At 71.0% G+C, this 26,933-nt stretch carries 26 protein-coding genes; 15 read left to right on the top strand and 11 right to left on the bottom strand.

The features are described from left to right. Positions 1-18: 18 nt before the first annotated feature. Positions 19-2,082: a PhoX family protein gene (locus ACQPZQ_RS38865; RefSeq protein ID WP_433299577.1), complete on the top strand. Its 2,064-nt coding sequence runs from the start codon at positions 19-21 to the stop codon at positions 2,080-2,082. Between the two features lie 23 nt (positions 2,083-2,105). Here ACQPZQ_RS38865 and ACQPZQ_RS38860 read toward each other — a convergent pair whose 3' ends face one another. The 5 genes from ACQPZQ_RS38860 to ACQPZQ_RS38840 all read right to left on the bottom strand — a co-directional run bounded on the left by ACQPZQ_RS38860 (position 2,106) and on the right by ACQPZQ_RS38840 (position 6,726). Further along, positions 2,106-2,927, bottom strand: a complete 822-nt coding sequence (locus ACQPZQ_RS38860) for a hypothetical protein (RefSeq protein ID WP_433289434.1) — start codon at positions 2,925-2,927, stop codon at positions 2,106-2,108. Between the two features lie 202 nt (positions 2,928-3,129). Beyond that, positions 3,130-3,894, bottom strand: a complete 765-nt coding sequence (locus ACQPZQ_RS38855) for a hypothetical protein (protein WP_433289432.1) — start codon at positions 3,892-3,894, stop codon at positions 3,130-3,132. A 278-nt stretch (positions 3,895-4,172) separates the two neighbouring features. Next, positions 4,173-4,847, bottom strand: a complete 675-nt coding sequence (locus ACQPZQ_RS38850) for a VOC family protein (protein WP_433289430.1) — start codon at positions 4,845-4,847, stop codon at positions 4,173-4,175. 29 nt (positions 4,848-4,876) lie between these two features. After that, entirely contained in the window at positions 4,877-5,629 is a 753-nt protein-coding gene (locus ACQPZQ_RS38845) for a carbonic anhydrase family protein (protein ID WP_433289427.1), read from the bottom strand. Between the two features lie 122 nt (positions 5,630-5,751). After that, entirely contained in the window at positions 5,752-6,726 is a 975-nt protein-coding gene (locus ACQPZQ_RS38840; protein WP_433289425.1) for an AraC family transcriptional regulator, read from the bottom strand. 144 nt (positions 6,727-6,870) lie between these two features. Between ACQPZQ_RS38840 and ACQPZQ_RS38835 the strand changes: the two genes are divergently transcribed. From ACQPZQ_RS38835 to ACQPZQ_RS38785, 11 genes are all read left to right on the top strand, one after another. Further along, complete coding sequence (locus ACQPZQ_RS38835) at positions 6,871-7,755, top strand: NAD(P)H-binding protein (protein WP_433289423.1); 885 nt, start codon at positions 6,871-6,873, stop codon at positions 7,753-7,755. Continuing rightward, positions 7,752-8,228, top strand: a complete 477-nt coding sequence (locus ACQPZQ_RS38830; protein ID WP_433289421.1) for a DUF1772 domain-containing protein — start codon at positions 7,752-7,754, stop codon at positions 8,226-8,228. Before ACQPZQ_RS38835 ends, ACQPZQ_RS38830 begins: the two co-directional genes overlap by 4 nt. Before the next feature lie 156 nt (positions 8,229-8,384). Further along, a complete protein-coding gene (locus tag ACQPZQ_RS38825) occupies positions 8,385-9,557 on the top strand; it encodes an acyl-CoA dehydrogenase family protein (protein ID WP_433289420.1) in 1,173 nt (390 codons plus the stop codon). 89 nt (positions 9,558-9,646) lie between these two features. Beyond that, entirely contained in the window at positions 9,647-10,423 is a 777-nt protein-coding gene (locus ACQPZQ_RS38820; protein ID WP_433289418.1) for a S1 family peptidase, read from the top strand. Positions 10,424-11,025: 602 nt separating this feature from the next. Further along, positions 11,026-11,559, top strand: coding sequence for a hypothetical protein (locus ACQPZQ_RS38815; protein WP_433289416.1), 534 nt, complete (start codon positions 11,026-11,028; stop codon positions 11,557-11,559). Continuing rightward, positions 11,556-12,065, top strand: coding sequence for a hypothetical protein (locus ACQPZQ_RS38810; protein WP_433289414.1), 510 nt, complete (start codon positions 11,556-11,558; stop codon positions 12,063-12,065). The genes ACQPZQ_RS38815 and ACQPZQ_RS38810 overlap by 4 nt, the downstream gene beginning before the upstream one ends. A 76-nt stretch (positions 12,066-12,141) precedes the next feature. After that, entirely contained in the window at positions 12,142-12,555 is a 414-nt protein-coding gene (locus ACQPZQ_RS38805; RefSeq protein WP_433289412.1) for an MmcQ/YjbR family DNA-binding protein, read from the top strand. A gap of 81 nt (positions 12,556-12,636) precedes the next feature. Then, entirely contained in the window at positions 12,637-13,806 is a 1,170-nt protein-coding gene (locus ACQPZQ_RS38800; protein WP_433289410.1) for a sensor histidine kinase, read from the top strand. Further along, positions 13,803-14,480: a response regulator gene (locus ACQPZQ_RS38795; protein WP_433289408.1), complete on the top strand. Its 678-nt coding sequence runs from the start codon at positions 13,803-13,805 to the stop codon at positions 14,478-14,480. The genes ACQPZQ_RS38800 and ACQPZQ_RS38795 overlap by 4 nt, the downstream gene beginning before the upstream one ends. 56 nt (positions 14,481-14,536) lie before the next feature. Then, entirely contained in the window at positions 14,537-15,409 is an 873-nt protein-coding gene (locus ACQPZQ_RS38790) for an alpha/beta fold hydrolase (protein ID WP_433289407.1), read from the top strand. Positions 15,410-15,751: 342 nt separating this feature from the next. After that, positions 15,752-17,170 (top strand): MFS transporter, encoded by a 1,419-nt coding sequence (locus ACQPZQ_RS38785; RefSeq protein WP_433289405.1) that lies wholly within the window; start codon positions 15,752-15,754, stop codon positions 17,168-17,170. A gap of 16 nt (positions 17,171-17,186) precedes the next feature. Here ACQPZQ_RS38785 and ACQPZQ_RS38780 read toward each other — a convergent pair whose 3' ends face one another. The 3 genes from ACQPZQ_RS38780 to ACQPZQ_RS38770 all read right to left on the bottom strand — a co-directional run bounded on the left by ACQPZQ_RS38780 (position 17,187) and on the right by ACQPZQ_RS38770 (position 21,860). Further along, complete coding sequence (locus ACQPZQ_RS38780; protein WP_433299575.1) at positions 17,187-18,230, bottom strand: HoxN/HupN/NixA family nickel/cobalt transporter; 1,044 nt, start codon at positions 18,228-18,230, stop codon at positions 17,187-17,189. 2,660 nt (positions 18,231-20,890) lie between these two features. Continuing rightward, positions 20,891-21,625 (bottom strand): CbtA family protein, encoded by a 735-nt coding sequence (locus ACQPZQ_RS38775; RefSeq protein WP_433289403.1) that lies wholly within the window; start codon positions 21,623-21,625, stop codon positions 20,891-20,893. Between the two features lie 13 nt (positions 21,626-21,638). Continuing rightward, a complete protein-coding gene (locus tag ACQPZQ_RS38770; protein ID WP_433289401.1) occupies positions 21,639-21,860 on the bottom strand; it encodes a CbtB domain-containing protein in 222 nt (73 codons plus the stop codon). Between the two features lie 461 nt (positions 21,861-22,321). On the opposite strand from ACQPZQ_RS38770, the gene ACQPZQ_RS38765 reads away from it, so the two are divergent. After that, a complete protein-coding gene (locus ACQPZQ_RS38765; protein ID WP_433289399.1) occupies positions 22,322-22,894 on the top strand; it encodes a histidine phosphatase family protein in 573 nt (190 codons plus the stop codon). A 204-nt stretch (positions 22,895-23,098) separates the two neighbouring features. On the opposite strand, the gene ACQPZQ_RS38760 is transcribed toward ACQPZQ_RS38765, so the two are convergent. Genes ACQPZQ_RS38760 through ACQPZQ_RS38750 form a run of 3 tightly spaced genes read right to left on the bottom strand, consistent with a single transcriptional unit; the run spans position 23,099 to position 25,187 of the window. Continuing rightward, positions 23,099-23,806: a DsbA family protein gene (locus ACQPZQ_RS38760; RefSeq protein WP_433289397.1), complete on the bottom strand. Its 708-nt coding sequence runs from the start codon at positions 23,804-23,806 to the stop codon at positions 23,099-23,101. Further along, positions 23,806-24,327 carry a MauE/DoxX family redox-associated membrane protein gene (locus ACQPZQ_RS38755; protein WP_433289395.1) on the bottom strand — a complete coding sequence of 174 codons (522 nt, stop codon included), beginning with the start codon at positions 24,325-24,327 and terminating at the stop codon, positions 23,806-23,808. Before ACQPZQ_RS38755 ends, ACQPZQ_RS38760 begins: the two co-directional genes overlap by 1 nt. Positions 24,328-24,332: 5 nt before the next feature. Then, a complete protein-coding gene (locus tag ACQPZQ_RS38750) occupies positions 24,333-25,187 on the bottom strand; it encodes a zf-HC2 domain-containing protein (protein WP_433289393.1) in 855 nt (284 codons plus the stop codon). 65 nt (positions 25,188-25,252) lie between these two features. Here ACQPZQ_RS38750 and ACQPZQ_RS38745 point away from each other — a divergent pair, with 65 nt between their 5' ends. Both ACQPZQ_RS38745 and ACQPZQ_RS38740 read left to right on the top strand, forming a co-directional pair. Beyond that, on the top strand, positions 25,253-25,819 hold the full coding sequence (locus ACQPZQ_RS38745; protein ID WP_433289391.1) for a sigma-70 family RNA polymerase sigma factor: 567 nt from the start codon (positions 25,253-25,255) through the stop codon (positions 25,817-25,819). 49 nt (positions 25,820-25,868) lie between these two features. After that, entirely contained in the window at positions 25,869-26,825 is a 957-nt protein-coding gene (locus ACQPZQ_RS38740) for a MerR family transcriptional regulator (RefSeq protein ID WP_433289388.1), read from the top strand. Positions 26,826-26,933: the final 108 nt, after the last annotated feature.

The raw sequence follows: 26,933 nt of genomic DNA, 5'->3' as shown, positions 1-26,933 counted from the left end.
GGCCCCGTCGCGCTGCCGATGCTCACCGAGCGGCACACGCGCAGGCAGGGCCTGACCTGCCTCTACCGGTGCGGGAACGCCTGCGCGCATGACGAGCCGAACCGGTCGGGCAACGAGTACTTCGGCGACGTCCTCGCCCGGGCAGTGAGCCGGCGCGGCGTGCTGCGGGCCGGCGCGGTGCTCACCCTCGCCGCCGGTGCCGGCACCGCGTTCGCCGGCAGCGCCGCGGCTGCCACGGGGGCGGGGTCGCCGGCGGACCCCGACGATCTCCCGCGGGGGCTCTCGTACAAGCCGGTGACGCCGGGCACTGCCGACGCCGTCACGGTGCCGGCGGGCTATCGGAGCGAGGTGGTGATCCGCTGGGGTGATCCCGTCGTGCCCGGCGCCCCCGCGTTCGACTTCGAGAAGCAGACCGCGGACGCCCAGGCCGGCCAGTTCGGCTACAACAACGACTTCTGCGGGCTCGTCCCCCTCCGCCGCGGTGGTGGCGAGAGCTACCTGATGTTCAACAACCACGAGTACACGATCGAGCCGTTGATGTTCCGGGGGTACGACCCGGACAACCCGACCGAGGAGCAGGCGCGAGTCGGGATCCAGGCGCACGGACTCTCGATCCTCGTGGTGGAGCGCGACCGGCGCACCGGGCGCATCACGCCCGTGCTCGACGAGACCTACAACCGCCGCTACACGGGCACCGCGGAGTTCGTGCTCGACGGCCCGGCGGCCGGCTCCGATCTGGTTAAGACCTCGGCCGACGACTCCGGCACCCGCGTGCTCGGCACGTTCAACAACTGCGCAGGCGGCGTCACGCCGTGGGGCACGTTCCTCACCGGCGAGGAGAACGTGAACCAGTACTTCGCGAACGCCGACGCCGTCGGTGACCGCGTCGCGAGGGAACGCCTCGCGCGGTACGGCTTCCCGGAGGGCGAGTCGGAGCGCAAGTGGGAGCGCTTCGACCCGCGGTTCGACCTGGCGAAGGAGCCCAACGAGGCGAACCGGTTCGGGTGGATCGTCGAGGTCGACCCCTACGACCCGCAGGCGCCGCCGGTCAAGCACACCGCGCTCGGCCGGTTCAAGCACGAGGGCGCCACGATCCGGCTCACCCCGGACGGGCACGCCGTGGCCTACATGGGCGACGACGAGCGCTTCGAGTACGTCTACAAGTTCGTCTCCGACGGGGTCATGAAGGGCGGCAACAGCCGCCGCGCCCGCGAGCACAACCGGCGCCTGCTCGCCTCGGGCACGCTCTACGTCGCGAGGTTCACGGGGAACAGCCCTGCTGCCGAGATCGACGGCAGCGGCAGGCTCCCGGACGACCGTGCATTCGACGGCCGCGGCGAGTGGATCAAGCTCGCCGCCGGGGACGAGTCGTTCGTCGACGGGATGACGGCCGAGGAGGTGTACGTCTTCACGCGCCTGGCCGCCGACAGGGTGGGCGCCACCAAAATGGACCGGCCCGAGGACGTCGAACCCCACCCGCACACCGGCAAGGTCTACCTCGCGCTCACCAACAACACCGACCGCGGCAAGTCAGGCGCATCGCGCACCGCCCCTGCCGACGAGCCCAACCCCCGCAACAGCAACGCGCACGGCCACGTGATCGAGCTGGTCGAGGCGGAGAACGACGCCAGGGCGGAGCGGTTCGGCTGGTCGATCCTGCTGCTCTGTGGCGACCCGAACGACCCGAGCACCTACTTCGGGGGCTTCGACAAGAGCCAGGTCAGCCCGATCACCTCGCCGGACAACCTCGCGTTCGACGGCCACGGCAACCTCTGGATCGCCACCGACTCCGGTCAGGCGCTGTCGATCAACGACGGTCTCTACGGGGTGTCGCTGGAGGGCTCGACCCGCGGCCGCACCACCCTGTTCGCGAGCGTCCCGGTCGGCGGCGAGTGCTGCGGCCCGGTCATCTACGACGAGTTCGTGCTGATCTCCGTGCAGCACCCGGGCGATCTCGACGACGCGAGCCCGGAGTCGCCCAAGTCGGTGTTCCCGGACGGTCCTGGCACCCAGCCGCGCCCGTCCGTGGTGAACATCTGGAAGGTGGGCGAGGAGGGCGGGCCCGGCCGCATCGGGCAGTAGCGGCGGGCTCGCTGCGGGCGGTCCTAGCTGCAGCGCTCGGCCACCGGGTCGCCGTCCGGCGCGCCCTTCTCGAACGAGATGTGCACGTGGTCGAGGTGGTTCTCGGTGGCGCTGCCCCGGTCGGACATGTGCTCCCAGCCGTCGCCGTAGTTCACCCGCTGCTCCCAGATCACGTAGCTGATCCCCAGCTCTTCCTGGTTGCTGAGTGCGCAGGCGGCGATCCGGTCGCCGCGCTCGCCGCGGACCATCAGGTCGAGGGCGAGGCCACGCGGGTGGTCCGAGACGCGGCCGCGCTGTCCCACACCGATGAGGCGTGGCTCGTCGTAGAGGCAGCTGAGGAACGCGGCGGCGTCGCGCACCCACGGCTTCACCCGGCCCAGGCCGTCGAGGTCGGCGGCGCACTTGGCCCTGGCAGCTCGTTCCTCATCGGCCCGGCGCGCCACGTCGGCGAGACCCGCGGCCTTGATGAGCTCGGAGACGTCGACCTGGGAGGGCTCGGGTTCGTCGGGCTCGCTCGTCACCGGGATGACGGCGCTGCGTGCGCGACTGATCGTGGTGCTGGGCTCGTCGCCCTGATCCCCGTCGGCGGCGAGGAACATCACGGCCGACTCGTCGGCGGCTGCCGGGGCGGGGCCGGTGGTGATCGCGGCGGTCGGCACCACGACGGCGAGGGCGCCGCCCGCGGCAGCGGCGGCGGTCATGCCGTTGCGCACGGCGGCCTGGGTGGCTGCACGGTGCCGCGCGCCGGAGCGGCGGGGCGATCCGGTCAGCGCACCGGGGAACGCGACCGCGGGTTCGGGTCGCGGGTGCGCGTACCGGCGACCGGGGGAGCGGTGCCGAGACACGACCTGCCTTTCGGGATCGTGCGACCCGGGCGGCGTCCGGCTGGGGATCCGGTGGATCGGGGAATCCATGTCCGCTGGGGAGCCAGGTCACTGCTGATCCGCGAACGACAGTAGCGAGTGATCACGCTCCGAAACGAACCTCTCACTGAGCGTGAGACGGACGTCGCGGGGGATGCGACGAGCGGGCGTGTCGGCGCGACGGTCAGCAGCCGCGGAGCCGACCGCCTCCGCCGGATCCGAACGAGATGTGCACGTGGTCGAAGTGGTTGGCGGTGACGCCGCCGCGGTCCTCCATCGGCTGCCAGCCGCTGCCGAAGTTGATCCGTTGCTCCCAGATCACGTACGAGATGCCGAGCTCGTCCTTGTTCTTCAGGGCGCAGGAGGCCAGCGCGTCGCCCGTGGCGCGGTCGACCATGAAGTCCACCGCCTTCCCGCCCGGATGGTCGGACGTGCCGGCCCGGCCGGCCACGCCGTACATGGTCGGCTCGCCGAACCGGCAGCCCAGGGTCTCGGCCGCGAAACGGACGAAGGACTTCACCGCGCCGAGCCCGGAGGTGTCCATGCCGCAGTCCGGCGAACCCGACGCGGCGGCAGCGGCCTTCTCCGCGGCCGCCTGCTTCTCCCGGGCAGCGCGCTCCTCGGCGGCCGCCTGTTCGGCCGCCCGGTTGGCGAGCTGCTGCTCGATGAGCTGCACGGCCTTGACGAGCTCTTTCGCGTCGACCACGTCAGGGTCCGGTGGGACCGGCTCCATGGAGGAGCGCAACACCACGTCCTCCCCTGTCTCGACGGGAACGGACAGCGCCACGGGGGCCGCGGTGGTGTCGACCACGACCGGAATCATGGACGCGGCCCCCACGAGGGAGAACGCGCCACCCGTGACGGCGACGACGGCGGTACCCCGCCGCAGCGGGGTGGAGACGGGGCCTTGCGCGGCGTGTGCCGGCGCCTGACGGCCGAGGACCGTCAAGTGCGGGCTCTGGTGCGCGCGTCGGCTCCGGGGGGAGCGATGCCGAGCCACGACTTGCCTCCGGATCGACGGCTCCGGGTGGACGTCCGGTCGGGGGGTCCGGCGGGTGGGGAGTCCCGTGTCCTGTTTGTGACCGTGCCGTCATCGATCCGAGAGGCAACGTAAGCAACCCGAGACGGACTTGGGCGTCGGCTCGCGGACGGATGGGTCGAATGTGCCCTCAGCAGCGACGAATGGTGCGAAACGCCGCTTGTGGGGGACCTGGGCCGTTCGTCGCGTCAGGGGGTGAACACGCAGAACTCGTTGCCCTCGGGGTCGGCGAGGACGTGCCAGCCGATGTCGCCGTCGCGCGGGCGCAGGAGGCGTGCACCGTCGGCGAGAAGTGCCTCAAGATCGTCGCAGGTCACGTCGATGTGCACGCGGTTCTTCGCAGTCTTCGGGGCGGAGCTCGGGTTGACCACGAACCACTCGAAGGGTGCTCCGGGGATCTCGGTCAACGCCCAGCTGCTCCCGTCGTCGGAGGTGAGCCTGCCGCCGAGCAGCCGCGCCCACCACGTCGCCACGGCGCGCGGGTCGTTCGCGTCGAGGACCAGCTCGTAGAGCCGCTGGTCGGGTGGTTCGGCCCGGACGAACGCGCAGAACTCTCCGCCGTCCGGGTCGGCCATCACGGTCCACGGCAGCGTGTCGTCGAGCACCGAGGCGCCGAGCTCCACGAGCTCGGCGACGGATCCGGTGTGAATGTCCAGGTGGAGCCGGTTCTTCGCCGTCTTCGGTTCGGGAACCGCGCTGATCCACACCGTCTGCTGTGGGTCCGCGCCCTCGAGGCGCACCACCGAATCGTGGTGCGGGTGGCTCTCGAGTCGCAGGACCGCCGACCAGAACCGGCCCGCTCGCCCGAGATCCCCGGCGTCGAGGCAGAGATCCTTGTACACGGCGAGCGGACCGGTGGTCATCGTCGAACGATAAAGGTTTTGACCGGAGGTCAGCGCTGCTTGCGGTAATGCACGGTCCGGTCGTTCAGCGGCTGCAGCTCGCGCGCGTTGCCCTTCGGGAACAGCTCCTCGAGGCCCTCGACGGACGAGTCCGTGACCGCACGGTGCTGCCGCAGCACCAGCCAGGACACGCCCTCGGTGTAGGGAGCGGTGGTCAGGGAGCCGTCGTAGCGGAACGTCGAGAGGTCGTCGGGGAACGCACCGCTGAGATCGACGCTGACCTCAACCTCCTTGCCGCACTCTTCGGGGAGTGTGTGCAGCACGGCGTCCTGCAGAGTGCCGCCGCGTCCGCCGCCGGTGAGGAACAGGCCGACGACCAGCGTCTCCCCCTTGGGTCCACGGTGGACGAAGTGCTGCTCGATGGGGAAGTGGTGCTCGTCCAGTACGTGCTCGGAGGGCGTGTGGAAGTGGAACTGCAGCAGTTCGTAGCGCACGCCGTCGAGGTGCACCGCCGCGGCACCGGCCGGCACCTCCGCCTCCACCGTCTCCTCCGGACCGCGGGTGGTGCAGCCTGCCGGGTCGTCGGCGTCGCGGCTGATGTAGTGGACGCGCAGGTCGACGTGATCCGGGTAGTCGACGACGAGCTCGGGAAGCTCGGGGGCGTCGACGGCGGAGCGGGATCGGATGGCGATCGGGGTCTGGTGGGGCTGGCCTGCCAGCGCTGCGGATGTGGACGAGGCGATCATCGCCGCCGCGGCGACACCGGGCACGCCGATCAGGAACGACCGTCGGGAGTGGGTCACGTTTCTGTTCCTCCAGATAGGTGAGGTTCGCCCTTGTTCGCCCGTTTGGAGGATACCCAGTGTGCGGCGTGCGACATCGATCTTCCACCGGTTGGGGGAATTGTCCCCTTCCGGCGTGTGGGTCAGCTGACGGGACCTGTGGCGCTCACCGGAGCGCGACCCCGTGCCGACGCGCTGGGTGGAACGCCGATGACCCGCTTGTACGCGCGGCTGAACGCGGCCTCGGACCGGTAGCCCAACCGTCCGGCGACCTCGGCGACGGTGGCGCCGTCCTCGGTGAGGAGGGTGCGAGCGGTCTGCATCCGCCACCGCGTGAGGTACCGCATCGCGGGCTCGTCGACGAGCTCGGTGAAGCGTGCCGCGAAGGCCGAGCGCGACATGGCCAGCTCGTTCGCCAGTGACGCCACGGTCCAGTCGCGGGCAGGATCACGGTGGATCAGTGAGATCGCCCGCCCGATCTGCCGGTCGCGCAGCGCTCCGAGCCAGCCGCGCTGGGCCGCGGGATCGGTCTCGATCCAGCTGCGCAGGGCCTGGATGACGAGGACGTCCGACAGCCGCGTGATGATCGCCTCTCCGCCCGGCCGCATCTCGGCGGCCTCCACCGCGACCAGCCGCAGGGTGCTCTGCATCCACTCCGCCTGCGGCGAGGCCGACGGACCCAGGTGGATCACCACGGGCAGCACGGGGAGGATGTGGTGCGCGGCCGGATGATCGAGCCGCACGGCCCCGCACACCAGCGTGGTCGCGGCGCCTCCGCCACCGTGGCGCAGGATCGCGTACCGGTTCTGGAACTCGTGTTCCAAGCCCGTCACGTCCGGAGTGATGACGCCCGGTCCGCTGCGCAACACGTGCCCTCGCCCGTTCGGCACGAGGGCCAGGTCGCCCTGCTGCAGCCAGCGCGGCTCGGCTCCCTCGACGTCCAGCCGGCAGCGGCCGGCGGTGACGACGTGGAACCACATGCAGTCGGCCCACGCGGGCATGGTGAGGCCCCAGGGCTCGGTGAGCTCCGAGCGGCAGTAGAAGCTCCCGGTGACGCGCAGGAAGTGCAGCGCCTCCCCGAGCGGGTCCTCGGCGTGGAGACGGTCATCGAACGGCACGGGCCGAGTGTGCGGCGCCCCACGTCCCATCGTCCAGACGAGCTGGACGAACGAGCACGGATCGGCGACTCATGAGCATGGAAGGTCCTGCAGCCCTCCCCGAGAGTGGACGAACAAGCACAACGGACCAGGCGGAGGGCAATCATGATCACGGTGATGGGGGCGACCGGGCAGGTCGGCCGGCAGATCACGCAGCGACTGCTGGAGGCGGGCGAACAGGTCCGCGCCATCGGCCGCAACCCCGGTGCGCTGGCAGCGCTCGCCGCGGCCGGCGCCGAGACGTGGGCGGGAGACGCGGCCGACGCCGAGTTCCTGGCGCGTGCGTTCCGCGGCGCCGAGGCCGTGCACACGCTGCTTCCCTACGACCCGACCTCGGCGGACTTCCGGGCGGAGCAGCAGCGACTGGGTGAAGCGATCGTCGCGGCGGTGCAGGGGGCAGGGGTCCGGCGTGTCGTGGCGCTGAGCAGCATCGGTGCCGACGTCCCGACGGGCACGGGGTTCATCGCGAGCCTGCACGACCAGGAGCAGCGGCTGCGCAAGCTCACCGGGATCGATCTGCTCTTCCTGCGGCCCGGCGTGTTCTTCGAGAGCATCACGGCTGCCGTGGACATGGCCCGGGCCCTCGGCGTCAACGCGGACGCTGTGGCGCCCGAGGTGCCGGTGCCGATGATCGCGACCCGGGACGTCGGGGCGGCAGCGGCCGCGGCGCTCGTGGCCCGGGACTGGAGCGGAGTGCAGGTGCGTGAGCTGCACGGCCCGTGCGACCTCACCTATGCCGAGGCAACGAGCATCCTCGGCGCAGCGATCGGTCTCCCCGACCTGCAGTACGTCCGGTTGCCGGACGCGGAGATGGCGGACGCGCTCGTGCAGGCCGGCTTCTCGCGGGACTGTGCCGAGCTGCACGTGCAGATGGGGCGGGCCCTGTCCGACGGGACCATCGCACCGCTCGCGCCCCGCACGGCGGAAGCCACCACCCTCACCCGATTCGAGGCAATTGTCGGGGATCTGGTCCAGGATCGGGCGGCATGATGATCGACTCAGTGCTCCCCGGTGCCACCGTGGTCGCCGCCGTCGGGTCCGGTCTGATGGCCGGCCTCTTCTTCGCCTTCTCCGCCGCGGTCATGCCCGGGCTGCGCAGGTTGCGGCCCGAGGTCGGTGCCGCTGCCATGCAGGCGATCAACAGGGCGATCCTCAACCCGGTGTTCGGCGTGGTCTTCGGCGGAACACCGCTGTTGTGCCTCCTGATGGCGGTGGCCGCGCCGTTCTCGTCCTGGACCGGCGCCGGGTGGATCGTGGCGGGTGCCGTGCTCCACGTCGTCGGTTCCTTCGGGCTGACCATGGTGGCGAACGTCCCCCTCAACAACCGGCTCGACGCGGCCGACCCGGACAGCCCGGCAGGTGTCGCGGTCTGGGCCGACTACCTCGTGCGCTGGACCGCCTGGAACCACGTCCGCACGGCTCTGTGTGCAGCGGCCACGGCGGCGCTCGCACTCGCGGTGTAAATTGTCCAATCCGCTGCGCCCCCGGCGTATTGCGACAATAGGTGGCAGAATTGCGCCGCCGATCTCCTGTTAGTCTGCTGATAGGAGATCGGCGCGCGACGATTTTGTGAGGGATGGGCCGGTTGATATGGTGTGCCGGAAACAGCGGAGTCGTCGATGAGTGACCGTTCCGGACTCGTGTCCTGCGCGGAAGCTCTCCGACCGCTGCTTTCGAGCAACGCCGCGCAGGGAGCAGCCGAACGTCGCATCACCGATGCCGGCATCAGCGCTCTCGCGGAAGCCGGCCTGTTCAAGGTGACGTTGCCCGAGCGGTACGGGGGTCACGAGGCCGGTATTCGCACGCTGCTCGAGGTGGCTGCGGCGGTGGCGCACGGCGACGGCGCGGCGGGCTGGGTGGTGTCACTGGCCAATGTCTGCGGCTGGATCGTGGCCCTGTGTCCCGGCCGCACGCAGGACGAAGTGTTCGGGGCCGACCCGGAGGCACGCATCTGCGGCTCCGTCGCGCCGGCCGGCAGCGGCGTCGCCGCGGAGGGCGGAGTGCGGCTGTCCGGGCGCTGGTCCTACGTCTCCGGCTCGCTCCACGCGCAGTGGGCGCTGCTGGGTTTCAATCTCGTCGACGAGAAGGGCGAGATCGTCGAGGGCCGGATCGCCCTCGTCCCCGCGAAGGACTACTCGGTCTCGGACACGTGGTTCATGGCCGGGATGCGGGCCACGGGAAGCAACACCGTCACCGCAGAGGACGTGTTCGTGCCGGCGCACCGCGTGCTGTCGCGGGCGAGATTGGCCGAGGGCGACTACCCCACCGAATACGAGGACGAGGTGCCCTACCGCTCGTCCTGGTCCCCGATGCTCAGGATGGCGCTTCTCGGCCCGGTTCTGGGGATGGGGCGTGCGGCACTCGATCACGTGCGGGACGCCGCGGGCACGAAGGGAATGTTCGGCACCGTGTTCACCCGGCAGGCCGAATCCGCCGGGTTCCAGATGCAGCTCGCCGAAGCCGCGCTACGGATCGACACCGCGCACCTGCACGCGCGGCGAGCGGCCGACGACATCGAGGAATACGCCGCACGCGGGGAGCAGCCCGCGTTCCCGGCGCGGGCGCGGATGCGGGCTGACATGAGCCTGGCAGCGAGCCAGGTGGTCGAGGCGATCAACATGCTGCTCAACGTGCACGGTTCCGGCGGCTTCGCCGACGCCAGCGCGCTGCAGCGGATCTGGCAGGACGCGAACGTCGCCGCGCGGCACGCGTCGCTCCTGCCCGGCATCAGCTACGAGGTCTACGGCAAGGCACTCCTGGGCGTCACGAACGACGTCGCAACCACCGTCTAGGCCCGCGGCTCGCCTCTCCGAACCGCTGACCTGCTCCCCTTCCCGGCGATACGTGAGGAACGATCATGTGGTTGAGCTCGCGTGCCTCCATGGCACGCACCATCGGACTGGCACTGCTCGCGTCGGCCGTCGGTGCGGTGACCATGGCGGGCCCGGCGGACGCGATTTCCCACGGGGAGGAGGTGCCGAACGGGGCCTACCCGTTCTCGGTCTCGCTGTCGATGCCGAAGATCGTGCAATCCAACGGCACCTCGTACGCCAGCGCTTGTTCGGGTGCCCTGATCGCTCCACAGTGGATAATCACGGCGGGCCACTGCTTCCACGACGGTGATCGCAACCGTGTCAGCGGACCACCCCGCTACTCCGTGGCAGCCACGGTGGGACAGGACACCTTGTCAGGCGACAACGGAACCACGCTCGATGTCGTCGACGTCGTGCAGAACGAGCACGCCGACGTCGCGCTCGCCCGGCTCGCGAAGCGGGTACAGAACGTGGAGCCCCTCCAGATCAGCGGGAGCGCACCGGCCCCCGGCGACATCGTCCGGCTGGTCGGATGGGGAGCGACCGACGCCGACGGCGACGTGACGACCCGGCCCGACTACAAGCAGACCGGCGTGTTCACCGTGTCCCGGGTGTCCGACACCGAGGTGTTCATGAAGGGGAGCAGCCCCAGCCCGTTGACCACCGCGTGCTCCTACGACTCCGGTGCGCCCTACTTCAGCGAGGGCAAAGGCGGGTCGTACCAACTGGTGGCCACCGAGATCGGCGGACCCCCGTGCCCCCACGAGTCCGATGAGACCACGGCCCGTTCCGACGTACTCCAGAGCTGGATCCAGGACGAGATCGCCGCAGACCGAACGCAGTAGCAACCCCGCGAGTCGGAGAGGCGCACAACTCAGCGCCGAACCGCTCGACCTCGGCCGCCGAGGTGAGGGGGCTCCAGGAACGCCTCGCCCGTTCCGGCGCGTGAGTCGCCCAGCCCAGGGCGCAAGTCGTCGGCCGGGATTGCGCGAGGCGCCCAATTCCTGCGCGCGAATCGCCTTATTTCAGTGCGCGAGTCGCCCGGTCGAGGGAGGCGACTTGCTCGGCCGGGTTGCGCGAGTCGCCCTGTTTCGGTGCGCGAGTCGCCCTTTTCGAGTGCGTGAGCCGCCCGGTCCTGGCGTGCGAGTTGCCCGGCTGAGTTGCGCGGGTCGCCCTGTCTTGGTGCGCGAGTTGCCCGGCTGAGTTGCGCGGGTCGCCCTGTTTCGGTGCGCGAACTGCCCGACCTGGCTGCGCGACCCGCCCGATGTCAGTGAGCGAATTGGTGCACCGGGCTGCATGAGTTGCCCGATCCCGGTGCACGCCCAGGTCGGTACCGGCGGCTGACCCACGGGAGTACGCGCGGGCGGCCCGACTACTCCCTCGGGCGCAGCCGCATCGCCGACCAGGACGGGACGACTGCGGGCGTCCGGAACCGCACGATGCCTCCATGGCCGCACCGACCATCACTCCCGCGGGGCGGGCGCCGGTCTCCCGCGCTCGCGTCCGTCTGACCGGACGGCGTCGCCGGGTGCTGCGCGCCGCGCACGTGGCCGTCGGCGTCGGCTGGCTCGGGCTGGCCTGCGCGATGCTGACCCTCGGCCTCAGCGCCGCGCTCACCCGGGAGCCCGGCCTCGCCGGCGCCGCATACACGCTGATGGGCTACGTCGGCACGCGCACCATCGCGGGAATGGCGATCGCGACTCTGATCTCCGGCCTGGTGCTCTCCCTCGTCACTCCGTGGGGGCTGGTCCGGCACTGGTGGGTCGTCGTGAAGACCGTGCTCACGCTGGTCGTGATCGTGTCCGCCGTCGGGATCACGAACGGGTGGGTCGAGCGCGCCGCGGCGGCAGCCGACGACCCGGGTGGGCCCACGGCATGGCTGGTGGTCACCGGTTCGGCGGGGCACCTGCTGCTGCTCGCCGCGGCCACCCTGATCTCGGTCGACAAGCCGTGGGGGCGGACGCGGAAGGAGCGGCGGTGACGACAGCGACGAGGACCCGTCCACGGGCGCGGGTCGGCCGTGGGACGCGGCGCGCGCTGCTGGTGGCGCACATCGTGGCCTCGGGGGCATGGATCGGGATCGACGTCGTTCTCGGCGTACTGGTGTTCACCGCGCTGTCGGCCGACCCGGCCGCAGCGGCGCTGTGCCTGCAGGTGCTGCCGCTGCTGTTCTGGCCGGTGCTCATCGCCGGCCTGGTCAGCCTCCTCACCGGGATCGCGCTGGGGCTGGGCACCCACTACGGGCTGCTGCGGTACTGGTGGGTCGCGGTCAAGCTGGTGATCAATCTGGTCCTCGTGGTGCTCGTCGCGCTCGTCCTGCGCGGTGGACTCGACGAGGCGGCCGCCCGCGGTGCCACTGGTGGCCCGGACGCCGTGGAGGGCCTGGACACGCTGGTCTTCCCGCCGGCCGTGTCGATCACCCTGCTCGTCACGGCCACGGTGCTCGCCGTCGCCAAGCCGTGGGGCCGGATTCGCCGATCCGTCTGACGTGCCGGCGGCGCCGGGCCCATGACGACATCCCGGAGGCCCTGGCAGGGTGGGGCGGCCTGACGAAGGGGGACTCGTGAACGCAGGCGCGGACGTCCCGTCCGAGATCCTCACGCGGCTGCGGGCTGTCTGCCTCGCCCTGCCGGAGACCAGCGAAGAGGCGGCGTGGGCCGGTGTGCGCTGGCGGGTCCGCCGGCAGACCTTCGCCCACGTGGTCACGATCGAGGCGGGATGGCCACCGGCCTACGCCCGCGCGGCGGGGACCGACGGTCCGAGCACCGTGCTCACCTTCTGGTCCGGCGGGCCCGAGCTCGAGGTGCTGCGTCGCACGGGCCATCCGTTCTTCGGTCCGCCGTGGGGGCCGGACGTCGTCGGCATGGTGCTCGACGAGAGCCCCGACTGGGACGAGATCGCGGAACTGCTCACGGAGAGCTTCTGCACACGCGCACCCACGACGCTGGCCCGAACCGTGGTGCGCCCCGAGCCCTGAGCTCCGGTACCGCAGCGGGAGTACGGGAACGTCGTCTCGACGAAGGACGCCGTGGTGGGTCCCGATGGCTACGTTTGCCCGGTGTCGTTCACGTCGAGGCCGTGGCACTGGTCCGCCACGGTGTGGGTGCCGGCCTCCGCCGCGCTGATCCTGGTGATCACCCTCATCGGCACCCGGTTCGCGGCGCTGGGCCAGTCCACCGCACGCCCGCTCGACGCGCTCGGCGTCGCGCTGCTGGTGGCCGGTCCGGTGGCGCTCGTGGCGCGCAGGCGGTTCCCGCCCGCGGTGCTGATCGCGACCGTCGTGGTGGTCACCGCGTACCTGGCCGCCGGTTTCCCGTTCGGCCCGGTGTTCCTGGCCCCGCTGGTTGCCCTCTGCTCCGCGGTGCTCGCCGGGCACCGGTGGGTGGCCTACCTGACGACCGCGGCGGCGGTGCTGGTGCTCGTCGCGGTGCACATGCTGCGCAACCCGGGTGCGCTCCCGCTCGCCGGCGCGGCGGCATGGGTCGCGGTGCTGGCCGCGGTGATCGCAGCCTGCGAGGGGTTACGGGCCCGGCGGGAACGGCTCGTGCAGGCAGCGGCAGCTCAGGAGCAGGCCGCACTGCGCAGGCGCAGTGACGAGCGGCTCCGCATCGCGCAGGAACTGCACGACGTGCTCGGTCACCACGTGTCGCTGATCAACGTGCAGGCCGGGGTCGCCCTCTACCTGATGGACGACGACCCCGAGCAGGCCCGCTCGGCCTTGACGGCGATCAAGCAGTCCAGCCGCGACCTCCTGCGCGAGATGCGGGCAACCCTCGGCGTGCTCCGCGGCGTCGACACCGAACCTCCGCACCACCCGGTGCCGGGGATCGCGGATCTCGACGCGCTCGTGGCGGACGTCCGTAGCGCGGGCCTGCCCGTGGAGATGCGGGTGCAGGGCGACGTGGTCGATCTTCCGCCCGCGGTGGACCGTGCCGCCTACCGGATCGTGCAGGAAGCACTGACCAACACCCGCCGCCACGCCGGCCCGGCCACCGCGACCGTGCTGCTGCGGTACGCCGCCGACGGGCTGACCGTGCAGGTCGAGGACGACGGGTCCGGGCAGACGTGGGTGGGCGAGGACGGCGGCGGCAACGGAGTGGCCGGGATGCGGGAGCGTGCGCAGGCACTGGGCGGGTCGAGCGAGATCGGGCCCCGCCCGGAGGGTGGGTTCCGGGTGCGGGCGCACCTGCCGGCGCCGGCGGGGCGGGACACGGGGGTGGGACGATGATCAGGGTGCTGCTGGCCGACGACCAGGCACTGGTGCGTTCGGGCTTCCGCGCGTTGCTGGATGCGCAACGTGACGTCGAGGTGGTCGGCGAAGCCGAGGACGGCGCGGTGGCCGTCGCGCAGGCGCGCAAGCTGCGTCCCGACGTCGTGCTGATGGACATCCGGATGCCCGGCCACGACGGCCTGACCGCCACCCGGGAGATCACGGGCGACCCGGGGCTCGGAGCAACCAGGGTGATCGTGCTGACCACCTTCACCGACGACTCCTACGTGTTCGACGCGATCCGCTTCGGCGCCAGCGGCTTCCTCGTGAAGGACAGCGAGCCCGCGGAGCTGGTGCAGGCGATCCGGGTCGTGCACGGCGGGGAGGCGCTGCTCGCGCCGGCCGTCACCCGCACACTGATCGCGGAGTTCGCTGCACGCGCCCGTCCCACGCGCACCGATCGCAGGCTGGCCGCGCTCATCGCGAGCCTCACGCAGCGGGAGCGCGAGGTCGTCACACACGTCGCCGCAGGGCGCACCAACGACGAGATCGCCGAGGTCCTGTTCCTCAGCCCGACCACGGCGAAGACCCACGTCAGCCGGGCCATGACCAAGCTCGGGGCACGCGATCGCGCCCAGGTCGTCGTCATGGCCTACGAGAGCGGTCTGGTCCGGCCCGGTTGGGACGGGTGATCGCGTGGGGCGGTGACGGCTCCGTGAGGCGTCGCGCGGTGGTAGTGCTGTAGATCATGACCTCACTCGATCTGGCCGACGGCCGGAGCCTGGAGTACGTCGTCACGGGGCCTGAGGACGGCACGCCGTTGGTGCTGCACCACGGCACACCCTCGGCGGCCCTGGTCTTCGGGCCGTGGCGGGAGTCGTCGGCGAAGCACGGGCTCCGAATGGTGATGTACTCCCGCCCCGGGTACGCGGGGTCGAGCCCGCGGCCGGGGCGCACGGTGGCCGACGCCGCCGGTGACGTCGCTGCGCTGCTGGACGCACTGGGCGCCGAGCGCTTCCTGACGGTGGGCTGGTCGGGTGGCGGCCCGCACGCACTGGCCTGCGCGAAGTTGTTGCCGGACCGGTGCGGTGCGGCAGCCCTGATCGGCGGAGTCGCGCCCTACGGGGCCGACGGCCTGGATTTCATGAGCGGCATGGGCGTCGAGAACCTCGAGGAGTTCGGCGCGGCGCTCGAGGGCAAGGCGGCGCTCACGAGCTATCTCGACACGCAGAGCGCCGCTCTGGCCAACGTGCAGGCAGGCGACATGGCTGCCGCCTTCGGCGACCTGGTCTCCGACGTCGACCGGGCCCAGCTCACGGGCGAGTTCGCCGACTACCTGGCGGAGTCGTTCCGGACGGCGCTGCAAACCGGTACGGCGGGCTGGCGCGACGACGATCTCGCCTTCGTGACGGACTGGGGCTTCCGGCTCGACGACGGCCAGGTGCCGGTCGCGGTGTGGCAGGGCGGTCAGGACCGGATGGTGCCCTACGCCCACGGCGAGTGGCTTGCCGAGCACGTGGCCGGCGCCGAGCCGCACCTGCTTCCGGACGAGGGGCACCTGTCCCTTGCGGTCGGCGCCGTCGAGGAGATCATCGCCGATCTCGTCCGACTCTCCCGCTGACGCTCCGGAGGGCCCGTCCGCTGCGGGTCTCCCGAATGTGGTGTCCGTCCAATCGGCGGATCCGAGGTCCCGTCAGCGCCGTTCCCGGCGCAGAGTTGGGGGGCCGGCGCTGTCAGCCGGACCTAGTGTCGCGGAAGCGAGGTTCCTTGCCCGGATCCGGTGACCCAGGTGCAGTGTCCCTGCGGGACACCCGCACCCGGGGTATCGCAACGCGGAGGAGGCGCCGATACCGCTGTTGTATCGGGGCCGACGGCAACGCCGCGAGGCGCGGTCTGGGCTGCGTTGTCGCCGGAGGCGGGTAAGACGACCTCGTTTCCTCGGCACCAGCAACGGGAGTACGGCATGCGCAACTGGTGGCCTCTGACCGCGGTCGGTCTCGGCGCGTTCATGCTGCTGATCGACGTCACGATCGTGAATGTCGCGTTGCCGGACATGACGGCGGACCTCGGTGCGTCGTTCGGCGAGCTGCAGTGGGTCGTGGACATCTACGCACTGACCCTGGCCGCGTGTCTGCTCGGCATCGGCGCGCTCGGCGACCGGCTGGGGCATCGCCGCGTGTACATCGCCGGGCTCACGATATTCGGGCTGGCGTCGCTGGGCTGTGCCCTGGCGCCCTCGACGGCGTTGCTGATCACGGGCAGGGCTGTACAGGGTGTCGGGGCGGCGGCGATGTTCGCGGCCAACCTCGCCCTGCTCAGCACCGCCTACCAGGGCCGGGACCGCGCAGTCGCGTTCGGCGTCTGGGGTGCCGTCAACGGAGCGGCCGCGGCGGCGGGCCCGATCATCGGCGGGTTGCTGACCCAACACTTCGGCTGGGAATGGATCTTCGCGGTCAACGTGCCGGTCGCCGTCGTGGCCATCGTGATCACCTGGCGCACCATCGCCCAGGACCACGGCTCGCGCTACCGCCGGCTCGATCTGCCGGGCCTCGCCGCATTCACGGTGACGGCAGCGGGGCTGACCTACGGTCTGATCCGCAGCAGCGAGGTGTCCTGGGCCGATCCGCAGGTCTGGGCGCCACTGGTGCTCGCCGCGGTGGCGTTGGGGGCCTTCATCGCAGTCGAGCACCGCGTGGCCGCGCCGATGCTGGACCTCGCCCTGTTCCGCAACCGGACGTTCGTCGGCCTGGTCACCGGCGCGGCCCTGCTGTCGGCCGGGGCGTGGGCGATGTTTCCGTACGTGTCCCTGTGGATGCAGAGCAGTTTGGGCCTCGGCCCGGTCGCGACCGGCCTCGTGTTCATGCCGATGAGCCTCGTGTCCTTCGTGGTGCCCCTCCTCATGGGGAAGTTCGGACACGCGATCGCACCGCGCTACTCGGTGTCGCTGGGTCTGCTGTTCATCGCCGTGGGCGCCTTCCTGCAGGCGCGGGTGCATCCCGATTCCACGGCAACCGTGCTGATCCCCGGGATGGTGTGCATCGGACTGGGCGCGGGCCTGTCGCTGCCGCCGCTGTCGTCGGCGGTGATGGGAGCGGTGCCGCACGAGCGGGCCGGTATGGCGGGCGGTGCCCTGAACTCGGCCCGCCAACTCGGCCTTGCGATCGGGGTTGCGCTTCTCGGGGCCGTGTTCTCGGCGCTGGCGCCCGGCGGCATCACCGGCCCGAGCCCGTCGGTCGCGGCCGCATTGAACACGAGCTACGCGGTGGCGGGAGTCGTCGCCTTCGTGGGCGCGGCCGTGGTGTTCACGCTCGTCCGCACGCCGCGACCGCGAACCGAGGAGCAACGGTCCGCGGCCGGCGAGCGGGCGGCCCGGTCGCGCTAGGCGTATCGACGTTCGCTCACGCGGCGTCGCGAAGGTGGGTGGACCACTTCTCCTCGACCCGGCCGAGCCGCCACACCGCCAGCGCCACCAGCCACGAGATGAAGAACAGCGCGACGATGCCGTAGCCGGCGTAGTCGAGGGGAATGGATGCGATCGCGGCGAGCGGACCGGAGCTGATTCCAGCCTGGTCCACGATTACCGACACCAGCTCGATCGTTCCGATGATGAGCGCGACCGCCACCGAGATCGCGGTGATCGTGATGTTGTAGAACACCTTGCGGACCGGTTTGGCGAACGCCCAGCCGTAGGCGAAGTTCATGAAGATGCCGTCCACGGTGTCCATCAGGCACATTCCCCCGGCGAACAGGATCGGCAGCACCAGAATCGCGTAGAAGGGCAAGTTGAACGCCGCAGCCCCACCGGCCAGCACCAGCAGGCCGACTTCGGTCGCGGTGTCGAATCCGAGCCCGAACAGCACGCCCACGGGATAGATCTGCCACGGCTTGGTGATCGACCTGGTCAGGCCCCCGAGGAACCGGTTCATGAGGCCACGGTTGTTGAGCTGCTCCTCGAGCTCACGCTCGTCGAAGTCGCCGCGGCGCATCCGCCGGAAGATCGCGACGATGCCGGCGAGGACGACGAGGTTGATGACGCCGATGACCCACAGGAACACTCCGGAGACGGAGGCGCCGATGATCCCGGTGATCGAATGCAGCTCGGAGGAGTCGTCCTCCACCTGCCCGGCGAGCGCCCTGACGCCGACCGAGAGGAGGAACGTCAGGAGGAACACGATCGTGGAGTGGCCGAGGGAGAACCAGAAACCGACGGAGAGCGGGTGGCGCTCCCCGTCCACTCGATCCGTCAGCAGCTTGCGGGTGGTGTTGTCGACGGCCGCGATGTGGTCGGCGTCGAAGGCGTGCCGGAGGCCGAAGGTGTAGGCCAGGACGCCGATGCCGACCGTGTAGATCCCCGACTCGCCCAGATCGAAGCGGGCGGGAACCACGAATGCGAACAGCACCCCGAAGCCGATGACGTGCAGCAGTACGATGAAACCGCCCATTCCCAGCACGGAGCGGCGATCTTGACGATTCAGTGCGCCGCTGATGCGTGACCAGCGCGACGTCGCGGGGGAGACGCCTTCAATTGTCATGCCGGCCTTTCCGGACACGGGGGCGTGGGGAGTCACGAGCGCGGTTCCAGGATGGACCGTGCTCGTCGGGGCCGAAGTTACGACCAGCCTCCACACTTCTGCAAGTAGTTGGTGATTGCAATCCCACTGCGGATGGCTGATGAATTTGGGCGGTCTTCGACTTGATACACAGTATTTCTGGTTCATCCGAAAGGTCCCGTCCGCGCTCGCCGACCCCATCGCCACCGCTACGTAGTTGCCAGTAACTTGCAACACGGGCGGGTTGGTGGGAGCATCGACTGCACTCCGGTGATCGTTCTGGCAGCTCGACATCGGATCGGGTGCGGGGCTCGTCGCATGGCGGCGGGCTCCGCGCGCTCTGCGGTGGGTGCGAGGACCGAGGACAGGTGCCTTCCGACGCGAGCCGGCGCGGGGAGCGTCGAGTTCTGTGCTTGTCGGTTGACGGCTGGGTTGGTCCAGGCTGCTGGAGACTCGGAGGCCGTCGAGATGGCCGGTCCCGACCGTGGCCCAGGAGGGTGGGTCCCTACGGGTCTTGATCGTCGTTCAGGTGTGTGCAGCCGCTGATCGTGGGGTTGTAGGTCCCCAAGTGACGATCATGAGGTGATCGGGCCGCCAGGGTGAGTGACCGGCTTACCGGAAGCGACGCCGGATCCCAAGGCGTGGTCGCAGGGTGGCCGGCGAGCTGCGTGGGTCATGATCATCGTTTCGGGGTCGGGAGCCGTTGCCGGCGCGGTTGGGCGTCCCCAACCGGTGATCATGAGGGCTGGCCCGCCCGGGTGGGCGATCCATGTGTGGGCCGGGTAGTCAGGGGTCGGATTCGCAGGTGGGCGTCGGCGCGGCGCAACTGGCTCCACGCGCGGGCACCCGGGGTGGCCCCCCGGGGTGGCGGTCGCGGCCTCGAGCCCGCTCGTGCTCGGGCGCGCGTGGTGCAGTCGTGATCACCGTTTCGGCACCTGCGGCCGTTGCAGGCACGGCTGCGCGTTCCCAACCGGTGATCATGAGGTTGTCGGGCTACTGGGGGCGTGCCCTTGGCTTGCCGGATGCGGCGCCAGGCCCCCGAGCGTGGTCGCGGGATGGGCAACCGGACGGTACGGGTTATGATCATCTTTTCGGCGCCTGCAGCTGCGGGTACGGCTGAGCGTCCCCTAATCGATGATCACGAGGTAATCGGGCTACCGGGGGCGTGCCCTTGGTGTGCCGGAATCGGCACCGGGCCCCGGAGCGTGGTCGCGAGGTGGGCCACGCGGGTCATGATCATTGTTTCGGGGTCGGGAGCCGTTGCTGGCGCGGTTGGGCGTCCCCAACCGGTGATCATGAGGGCTGGCCCGCCCGGGTGGGCGATCCCATGTGTGGACGTGTAGTCGGGGGGTCGGATCCGCAGGTGGGTGCGGGCGCGGCGCAACTGGCTCCACGCGTGGGGCACGTGGTGGCGGTGGTCGCCGCCGCGCGGGGTCAGACCTCCTTCGGAGGCGGCGCGGTGCAGTCATGATCACTGTTTCGGGACCTGCGGCCGTTGCTGGCGCGGTGGGCGTTCCCAACTGGTGATCATGAGGCTGTCGGGCTACTGGGGGCGTGCCCTTGGCTTGCTGGAAGCGGCGCCGAACCCCGGAGCGTGGTCGCGGGGTGGGCCTGCGAGCGGCGCGAGTCGTGATCACCGTTTCGGGGTCGGGAGCCGCTGCTGGTAGGGCTGAGCGTCCCCAAATGGTGATCATGAGTCGCCGGGGCGGGCGATCCGTGTGGACGTGTAGCCGGGGGTGTGGGATCCGCAGGTGGGAGCGGGCGCGGCGTGACTGGATCCACTCGTGGGGCACCTGGCGGCAGCGGCGGTGGTTGCGTCGCCGCCGAGCGGTCCGGCCTCCTTCGGAGGCGGCGTGGTGCGTCCATGATCATTGTTTCGGGGTCGGGAGCCGCTGCTGGTACGGCTGAGCGTCCCCAAATGGTGATCATGAGTCGCCGGGGCGGGCGATCCGTGTGGACGTGTAGCCGGGGGTGTGGGATCCGCAGGTGGGAGCGGGCGCGGCGTGACTGGATCCACTCGTGGGGCACCCGGTGGCACCGGCGGCGGTGGTCGCCGCCGCGCGGTCCGGCCTCCTTCGGAGGCGGCGTGGTGCGTCCACGATCATTGTTTGGGGTCGGGAGCCGCTGCTGGTACGGCTGAGCGTCCCCGATCGGTGATCATGAGTCGCCGGGGCGGGCGATCCGCGTGGACGTGTAGTCGGGATCCGCAGGTGGGAGCGGGCGCGGCGTGACTGGATCCACTCGTGGGGCTCCCGGTGGCATCGGCGGTGGTTGCGTCGCCGCCGCGGGGTCCGGCCTCCTTCGGAGGCGGCGTGGTGCGTCCATGATCATCGTTTCGGGGTCGGGAGCCGCCGTTGGCACGGCTGAGCGTCCCCAACCGGTGATCATGAAGGGTCGCGGGCGGCGCCGGGTGTGTGGCCGGGAGGTGTGCCGGTCTCGACCGGAGGCCTGGAGTTCCGCCTCAGGTCGTGATCACCGTTTCGGGACCCACAGCCGCTGCCGGTGCGGCTGGGTGCCCCGAAGCGATGATCGTGAGGGCCCGCGCCCCCGGCTCAGTGGATTGCCGACGCCGCGCGGGTGGCCGGTTGTGTGGCGCGGTGGACCAGTTCTGCGAACACGAGTGCCAATGCCGTCCAGAGCACGACGTGCCCGCCCAGCGAGGCGACGCGGAACCCGTAGAGCGCGGTGGCGGGGAAGTCCGGCGGGGTTTCGACGAAGGTCGGCATCAGGGAGGCGACCACGCCCACCAACACCACGTACGCGCCTGCTGCGACGAGCACGGCGTTCCACCAGCCGAGGGTGGGGGCGAGTCGGCGAGCCAGTGCCACCGCGGCTGCTGCGAGGGCCACCGACACCACGAGCAGGACGACGAAGAGTCCGGTGCGCACGCCGATGGTTTCCGGGAGCGTGGAGGCGGGCGGGTTGAACGGGTACTTGAGGAACGGCACCAGCACCGCGGAGACGAACCCGACGAGCGCCACGACCACAGCCGTGCCGCGTGCGCCCAGCAGGCCGAGCCGGCCCTGGGCGGTGGCGTAGACCAGCGCGAGGATGCCGCCGACGGCGACGCCGTAGATCAGGTAGGCCACCGCGAGTCCGATGTTGCTCTGCACACCCCGGCTTACCAGTTCCTCGCCGCCGTGCTCGCCCGCCGCGTGGGCGGCGCTCTCCTCGAACGCGAGGCCGCCCTCGAGAGCCGGCTCGCCGAACACCCGGGCGAAGAAGAACGCGATCAGTCCGGCGACCAGGCCGGCCAGCATCCCGCGGACCAGCAGTGACCTCACCATTGCCGCCTGCCGATCAGTGGCAGGGGAAGCCGAGCAGATGCCGGCCGTCGTGGACGAACTCGTGCAGCATCTCGCCGGGGAACACCGACGTCGCTCCCTGGTCGAGGCCGACGAGGTAGAGCAGGGCCAAGAGGATCACCCCACCGAACAGCGCCCACGGGGCGATCTCGCGCAGCGGGATCGGCGCGGGGACGACACCGGTGATCGACGGGCGTTCGGCGGCGGCCTGCGTCATGGGTGCTCCTCCTTGGCGATCATTTGCACATCTGATGAACTGATCAGGTGAGTGTTCTGCCGTCGTTGCGAGGTGTCAAGACGTGGAGGCCATGAGTGAGTGTGCGAGCGGGTCGTGGATGCAGGGCCTCTGCGAAGTGCCGGTCGAGCGCGGCGAGGGTGTGCGGTGAGTGAGTGTGCGAGCGGGTCGTGGATGCAGCGCCTCCGCGAAGTGCCGGTCGAGCGCGGCGAGGGTGTGCGGTGAGTGAGTGTGCGAGCGAGTCATGGATACAGCGCCTCTGCGAAGTGCCGGCCGAGCGCGGCGAGGGTGTGCGGTGAGTGAGCGTGCGAGCGAGTCATGGATACAGCGCCTCTGCGAAGTGCCGGTCGAGCGCGGCGAGGGTGTGCGGTGAGTGAGCGTGCGAGCGAGTCATGGATACAGCGCCTCCGCGAAGCGCCGGCCGAGCGCAGCGAGGGCGTGCGTTGAGCCGGCGTGCCACGTTCGTCACCTCGGCCCCCACCACCGCCACGGCGGCTGCCGCGTTCCCCGGCGACGAGCCGCTCGACGGGCGCGGCGTGGTCTGGGCCGAGGCGGGGCGGGGGCACTTGCCACGCTCCGACCGGGTGTGCCACGGGCCGGAACGGGCCTGCGGTGAGACCTGTTCCATCCTCGGTCTCGACGGCTCGGTGGATCCGCTGCTACGTGACTGGGACCTGGCGTCGTGGTCCGGCCGCACGCTCGACGACGTGGCCGCGAAGCGCCCCGACGACGTCGCCGCGTGGCTGGCGGACCCGGACGCCGCGCCGCACGGAGGAGAGGCGCTGACGGCGCTCCTGGCCCGCGTCCAGCAGTGGATGGCGGGCCTGCCGTCGGGGCACACGCTCGCCGTGTGCGCGCCTGCCGTGGTGCGGGCCGCGGTCGTCACGGTGCTGGGCGCTCCGGCCGCGGCGTTCTGGCGGATCGACCTGGGGCCGATGACGCTCACCGACATCCGTGGTGGCGGCGATCGGTGGACGGTGCGCGCCACGGCCGTCCCGCTGGGCCGAGCGCCCTGAGCGCCGGGGGACGCGGCTCCGGCGGAATCCCGGGTCGCGCGAGCGGCAGCACAGCCCGCCAGCCGACCAGTCAGGGGCGCCTCGGCGAACCCGAATCCATGTCACCGCGGCGCTCCTCACCGACAGCGGGTTGTTCGGCTTGTTCACGGGGGGCCGGTTCTGCATGACACGGATGCGGTGCTCGCGTGACCTGCCCGGTTCAGCTCAGCGCTGAGCCGCCGCCACCGCAGCCGTTAGCGCGTCGGTGCTCATGCCCACGTCCGTGCCGTTGACCTTGATGGTCGGCGTGCCGTTGACCCCGGCTCTGGAGGCGTCGTCGGTGACCGACTTCGTCCAGTTCGCGTAGTGGTTGTCCTGCACGCACTGCGCGAAGTCGCCTCCCGCCCCTGCCTGCTGCCCGAGCGAGACCAGTTGGCTCTCGGGAAGGCCGTTGCCGTTCTCGGGTGGCTGGTTGGCGTAGAGGAGCGTGAGGTACTGCGGGAACACCTTCGCGTCGGCCGCGCAGGCGGACGCCGCGGACGAGCGACTCGAGTACTGGGTGGAGGAGAAGCGGTCCAGGAAGGCCACGGGGTGGTAGACCACCTTGGCCTGCCCCGCTGCGACGAGTTTGTCGATCGTGGGGCCGGTCTGGGTCTCGTACTGCTTGCAGACCGGGCACTGGAAGTCGAGGTAGATGTCGATCGTCGCGGGAGCGCTCGCCTGCCCGACGGTGAGGCTGGTGCTCGTCCCGCCTGCCGGGACCGGGACGTCGCCGGAGCCGCGCTGGGTGCGGTAGATGCCGAACCCGACGGCGCCCGCGAACAGGACGAGCACGACGACGGCGATGATGATTCCGGTGGACGGCCCGCGGCGTGCGGCAGCCACGCTCCCGCGCGCCGGGCGGTTGCGCCGGCTCGCGCTGCCCGATGGCATCAGGCGGTCTCCTTCCGGGCCGTGAGCAGCCCGTCGAGGGCGATCCGGCTCCGTGGCCGGATCACGAGCAAGAGCGAGACGAGCAGGAGCGCGCCGTCGCGTGCGAGTTCCCAGCCGTAGGTGGGGTCTGCGCCGGCGGCGAGCTCGCCGCCCGAACCGAAGCATCCGCAGTCGATCCGGAGCCCCCGCGCCCATGCGGAGGCGATCCCGACGACGAACGCCGCCATCAGTACCGACGATACGACTGCCGACGCCCGGATGCCGACGCCCACGACGAGCAGGACGCCGAGCAGGATCTCCACGAGCGGGAGACCCGCGCCGATCACCTGCGCGGCGATCTCGGGCAGCAGCCGATACGCGCGCACAGCCCGTACCGAAGCGTCCAGGTCCGTCACCTTTGCCACACCTGCGGCTATCCACACGCCGCCGACGACGAGGCGACCCACGGTGAGCAACCAACCGACAACGGGCTCGCCGGACGACCAGAGGGAGCGGTCGGGCCGCTCAGTGGGATTCGACACGTCTGTCATGCCGCGCGCCGACCCGTCGGTTCCAGGCCTTGCCCGCCGCGACCGCCGGGCCCGCGAACGGGGATGAACGATCCGAAGAGGTGGCCGGGGGCGGCGGCGCGATCTGCTTCGCCGCCTGCGCCGGTGGTTCTGCCGCCGTCGTCGCGGTGGAGGACCTTGAACACGAGCAGCAGCACCAGCCCGATCACGACGACGCCGTGCCCGACCAGCCGGCTCGGGTCCACGCGGCCGGCGACGAGGTCCGGAACGCTCAACGCGGTGAGTACGCCGACGAACGCGGCGATCATGGGAACGAGCCCCGCGCTGGGCCGGAACCGGCCCAGCGCCACCCAGCCGAACGCGACACCGAGTGCGAGGTTCCAGGCCGCGCTCTCGTGGGAGAAGTGGGCTGCGCTGGCGCCGCTCAGTCCCATGCCGGGCATCGCGACGTGGGTCTCGTCACTCCCGGTGGCGACGATGCTCGCCCCGGCGAGGCTGAGCTGCCCGAGGGCGACCAGACCCAGCCCGGCGCGGACACCGTCGATGGCCCGTCGTCGTCTGCGGGCATGGCGTCTGCGCTCCGCGGCCGCTTGCTCCCGCAGGGGCGCCACGTCCGTCCACGCGTCGAGCAGCGCGGGTGTGAGGTCGACGACCTCCTCCACCGGCCGGGTGCGCGCCAGCCGCGTGATGTGTGCGGCATCGTCGACGAACGTGCGGCACGCAGCGCAGGTCGCCAGGTGCGCTTCCGCTCGCTCGGCTCCGGCGGCGCCGTCGGGCGGATCCTCCCCGTCGAGCCGGGCCGAGACCACCTCGCGGCACTGCCGGCAATCGAGGTCGGATTCCTGGCCGCCCGATCGCCAATCCGTTCCCATGCAGTCAATGGTCGCTGCCGAGGGCCGCGTGGTTCCCGTGAGACTCGCCATCTACGGTGCGAGGCGTGGCGGATCGGGCGGACGACAGCGAGATCACCGCGTGGGCGCTGGCGGCCGGACAGGGCGACGCCGACGCACTCGCGGCGTTCATCCGTGCCACCCAGCGGGACGTACATCGCTTCCTGAGCCATCTGAGTGGCCCGGCCGATGCCGAGGACCTGCGTCAGGAGACGTACCTGCGAGCGCTCGGATCGCTGCACCGCTTCGCCGGAGAGGCGCCTGCCCGCGCCTGGCTCCTGTCGATCGCCCGCAGGGCCGCAGCCGACGCGGTGCGCCGCGCGCGGCGCCGCCCGCGGACCGACGGGATCGAGATGTGGGAGGCGCTGGGCGACAACCCGATGGTGGTGCGTGGCCCCGCCGAGGGCGAGATCCTGCTCCGCATCCTGGTGGCCGCGCTGGATCCCGACCGCCGGGAGGCCTTCGTGCTGACCCAGGTGCTCGATCTGAGCTATGCCGAGGCCGCGGAGGTGTGCGGCTGCCCGATCGGCACGATCCGGTCGCGCGTCGCGCGGGCCCGTGAGGACTTGGTCGCGGCCCTGCAGACGCATCCACGCAGGCGCAGCGGCAGCTGAACCGGAGCTTGACCCTCCCACCGTGTGAGGCCCTCTACTCGGAGCCGTCATGTTCACCATCGGAGACTTCGCCGAGCACGGCCGGGTGTCGGTCCGCATGTTGCGTCACTACGACGCCATCGGGTTGCTGCGTCCCGCGTACGTCGATCCGGCCAGCAGCTACCGCTACTACCAGGCCGCACAGCTCACGCAGCTCAACCGCATCGTCGCGCTGAAGGAGCTCGGCTTCGGGCTCCACCAGATCGGATCGATCGTGCACGACGCCCTGAGCGCGGAGGAGCTGCGCGGGATGCTGCGGCTGCGACGGGCGGAGCTCGAGACGGCCGTGGCCGAGGCGGCTGCCCGGCTGGCCATGGTCGAGGCGAGGCTCCGGACGATCGAGAGTGAGAACCTCGTGCCCACCGACGCCGTCGTCGTCAAAAGCCTTCCTGCCCTGCGTGTGGCGGAGCTGACCGGTGCCAGCGGGAGCTTCGACCCGCGGGAGCTCCGGCCGGTCGTCGATGCCCTCTACGAGGAACTGCGCAGCTGCCTGGACGCCGCCGGTGTGGTGACGGCCGGGCCGGCCGTCACCCGGTACGAGGACGTGCCGGGAAGCGGCGCGGTCGTGGTGCACGCGGGGCTGCCGGTCGCGGCGGACGTCGACCGTGCCGGAGCCGCGAGCCTGGTCGACCTGGCCGGGGTCGCCCGCGCCGCCACCATCGTGCACTGCGGCTCCCCGGACGACGTCCTGCCCACCGTGCAGGCGCTGGCCCGATGGCTGGACGCCAACGGTCACCGCATGACGTCGCAGCACGCGCGTGAGCTCGCGCTCGCCTGCCCGCCCGACCGCGCCGAGTGGGTGACCGAACTGCAGGTCCCCATCGGGCCGTCAGGCAGCCACGATGAGGTAGAGCCCGTACAGGACGATCGCCGAAGCGGCGGTGAGGCAGATTCCGGCGACGGCCGTGCTGCCGCCTACGCCGATCCGGGTCGAGGCCTCTCCGGCGCCTGCCCTCTCGCGGGCTGACAGCGCGATCAGCGCGAAGGACACCAGCACCACGACCGCGACCGCGGCGGCGAAGGACACGACGAAGACGATCAGTATGGAATCCCAGGCGATGTGCATGGTGGCTCC

The sequence above is a fragment of the Pseudonocardia sp. CA-142604 genome (assembly GCF_050948475.1).
GTDB classification, from domain to species: Bacteria; Actinomycetota; Actinomycetes; order Mycobacteriales; family Pseudonocardiaceae; genus Pseudonocardia; species Pseudonocardia alaniniphila.
This window is presented reverse-complemented; position numbering and strand designations above follow the sequence as displayed.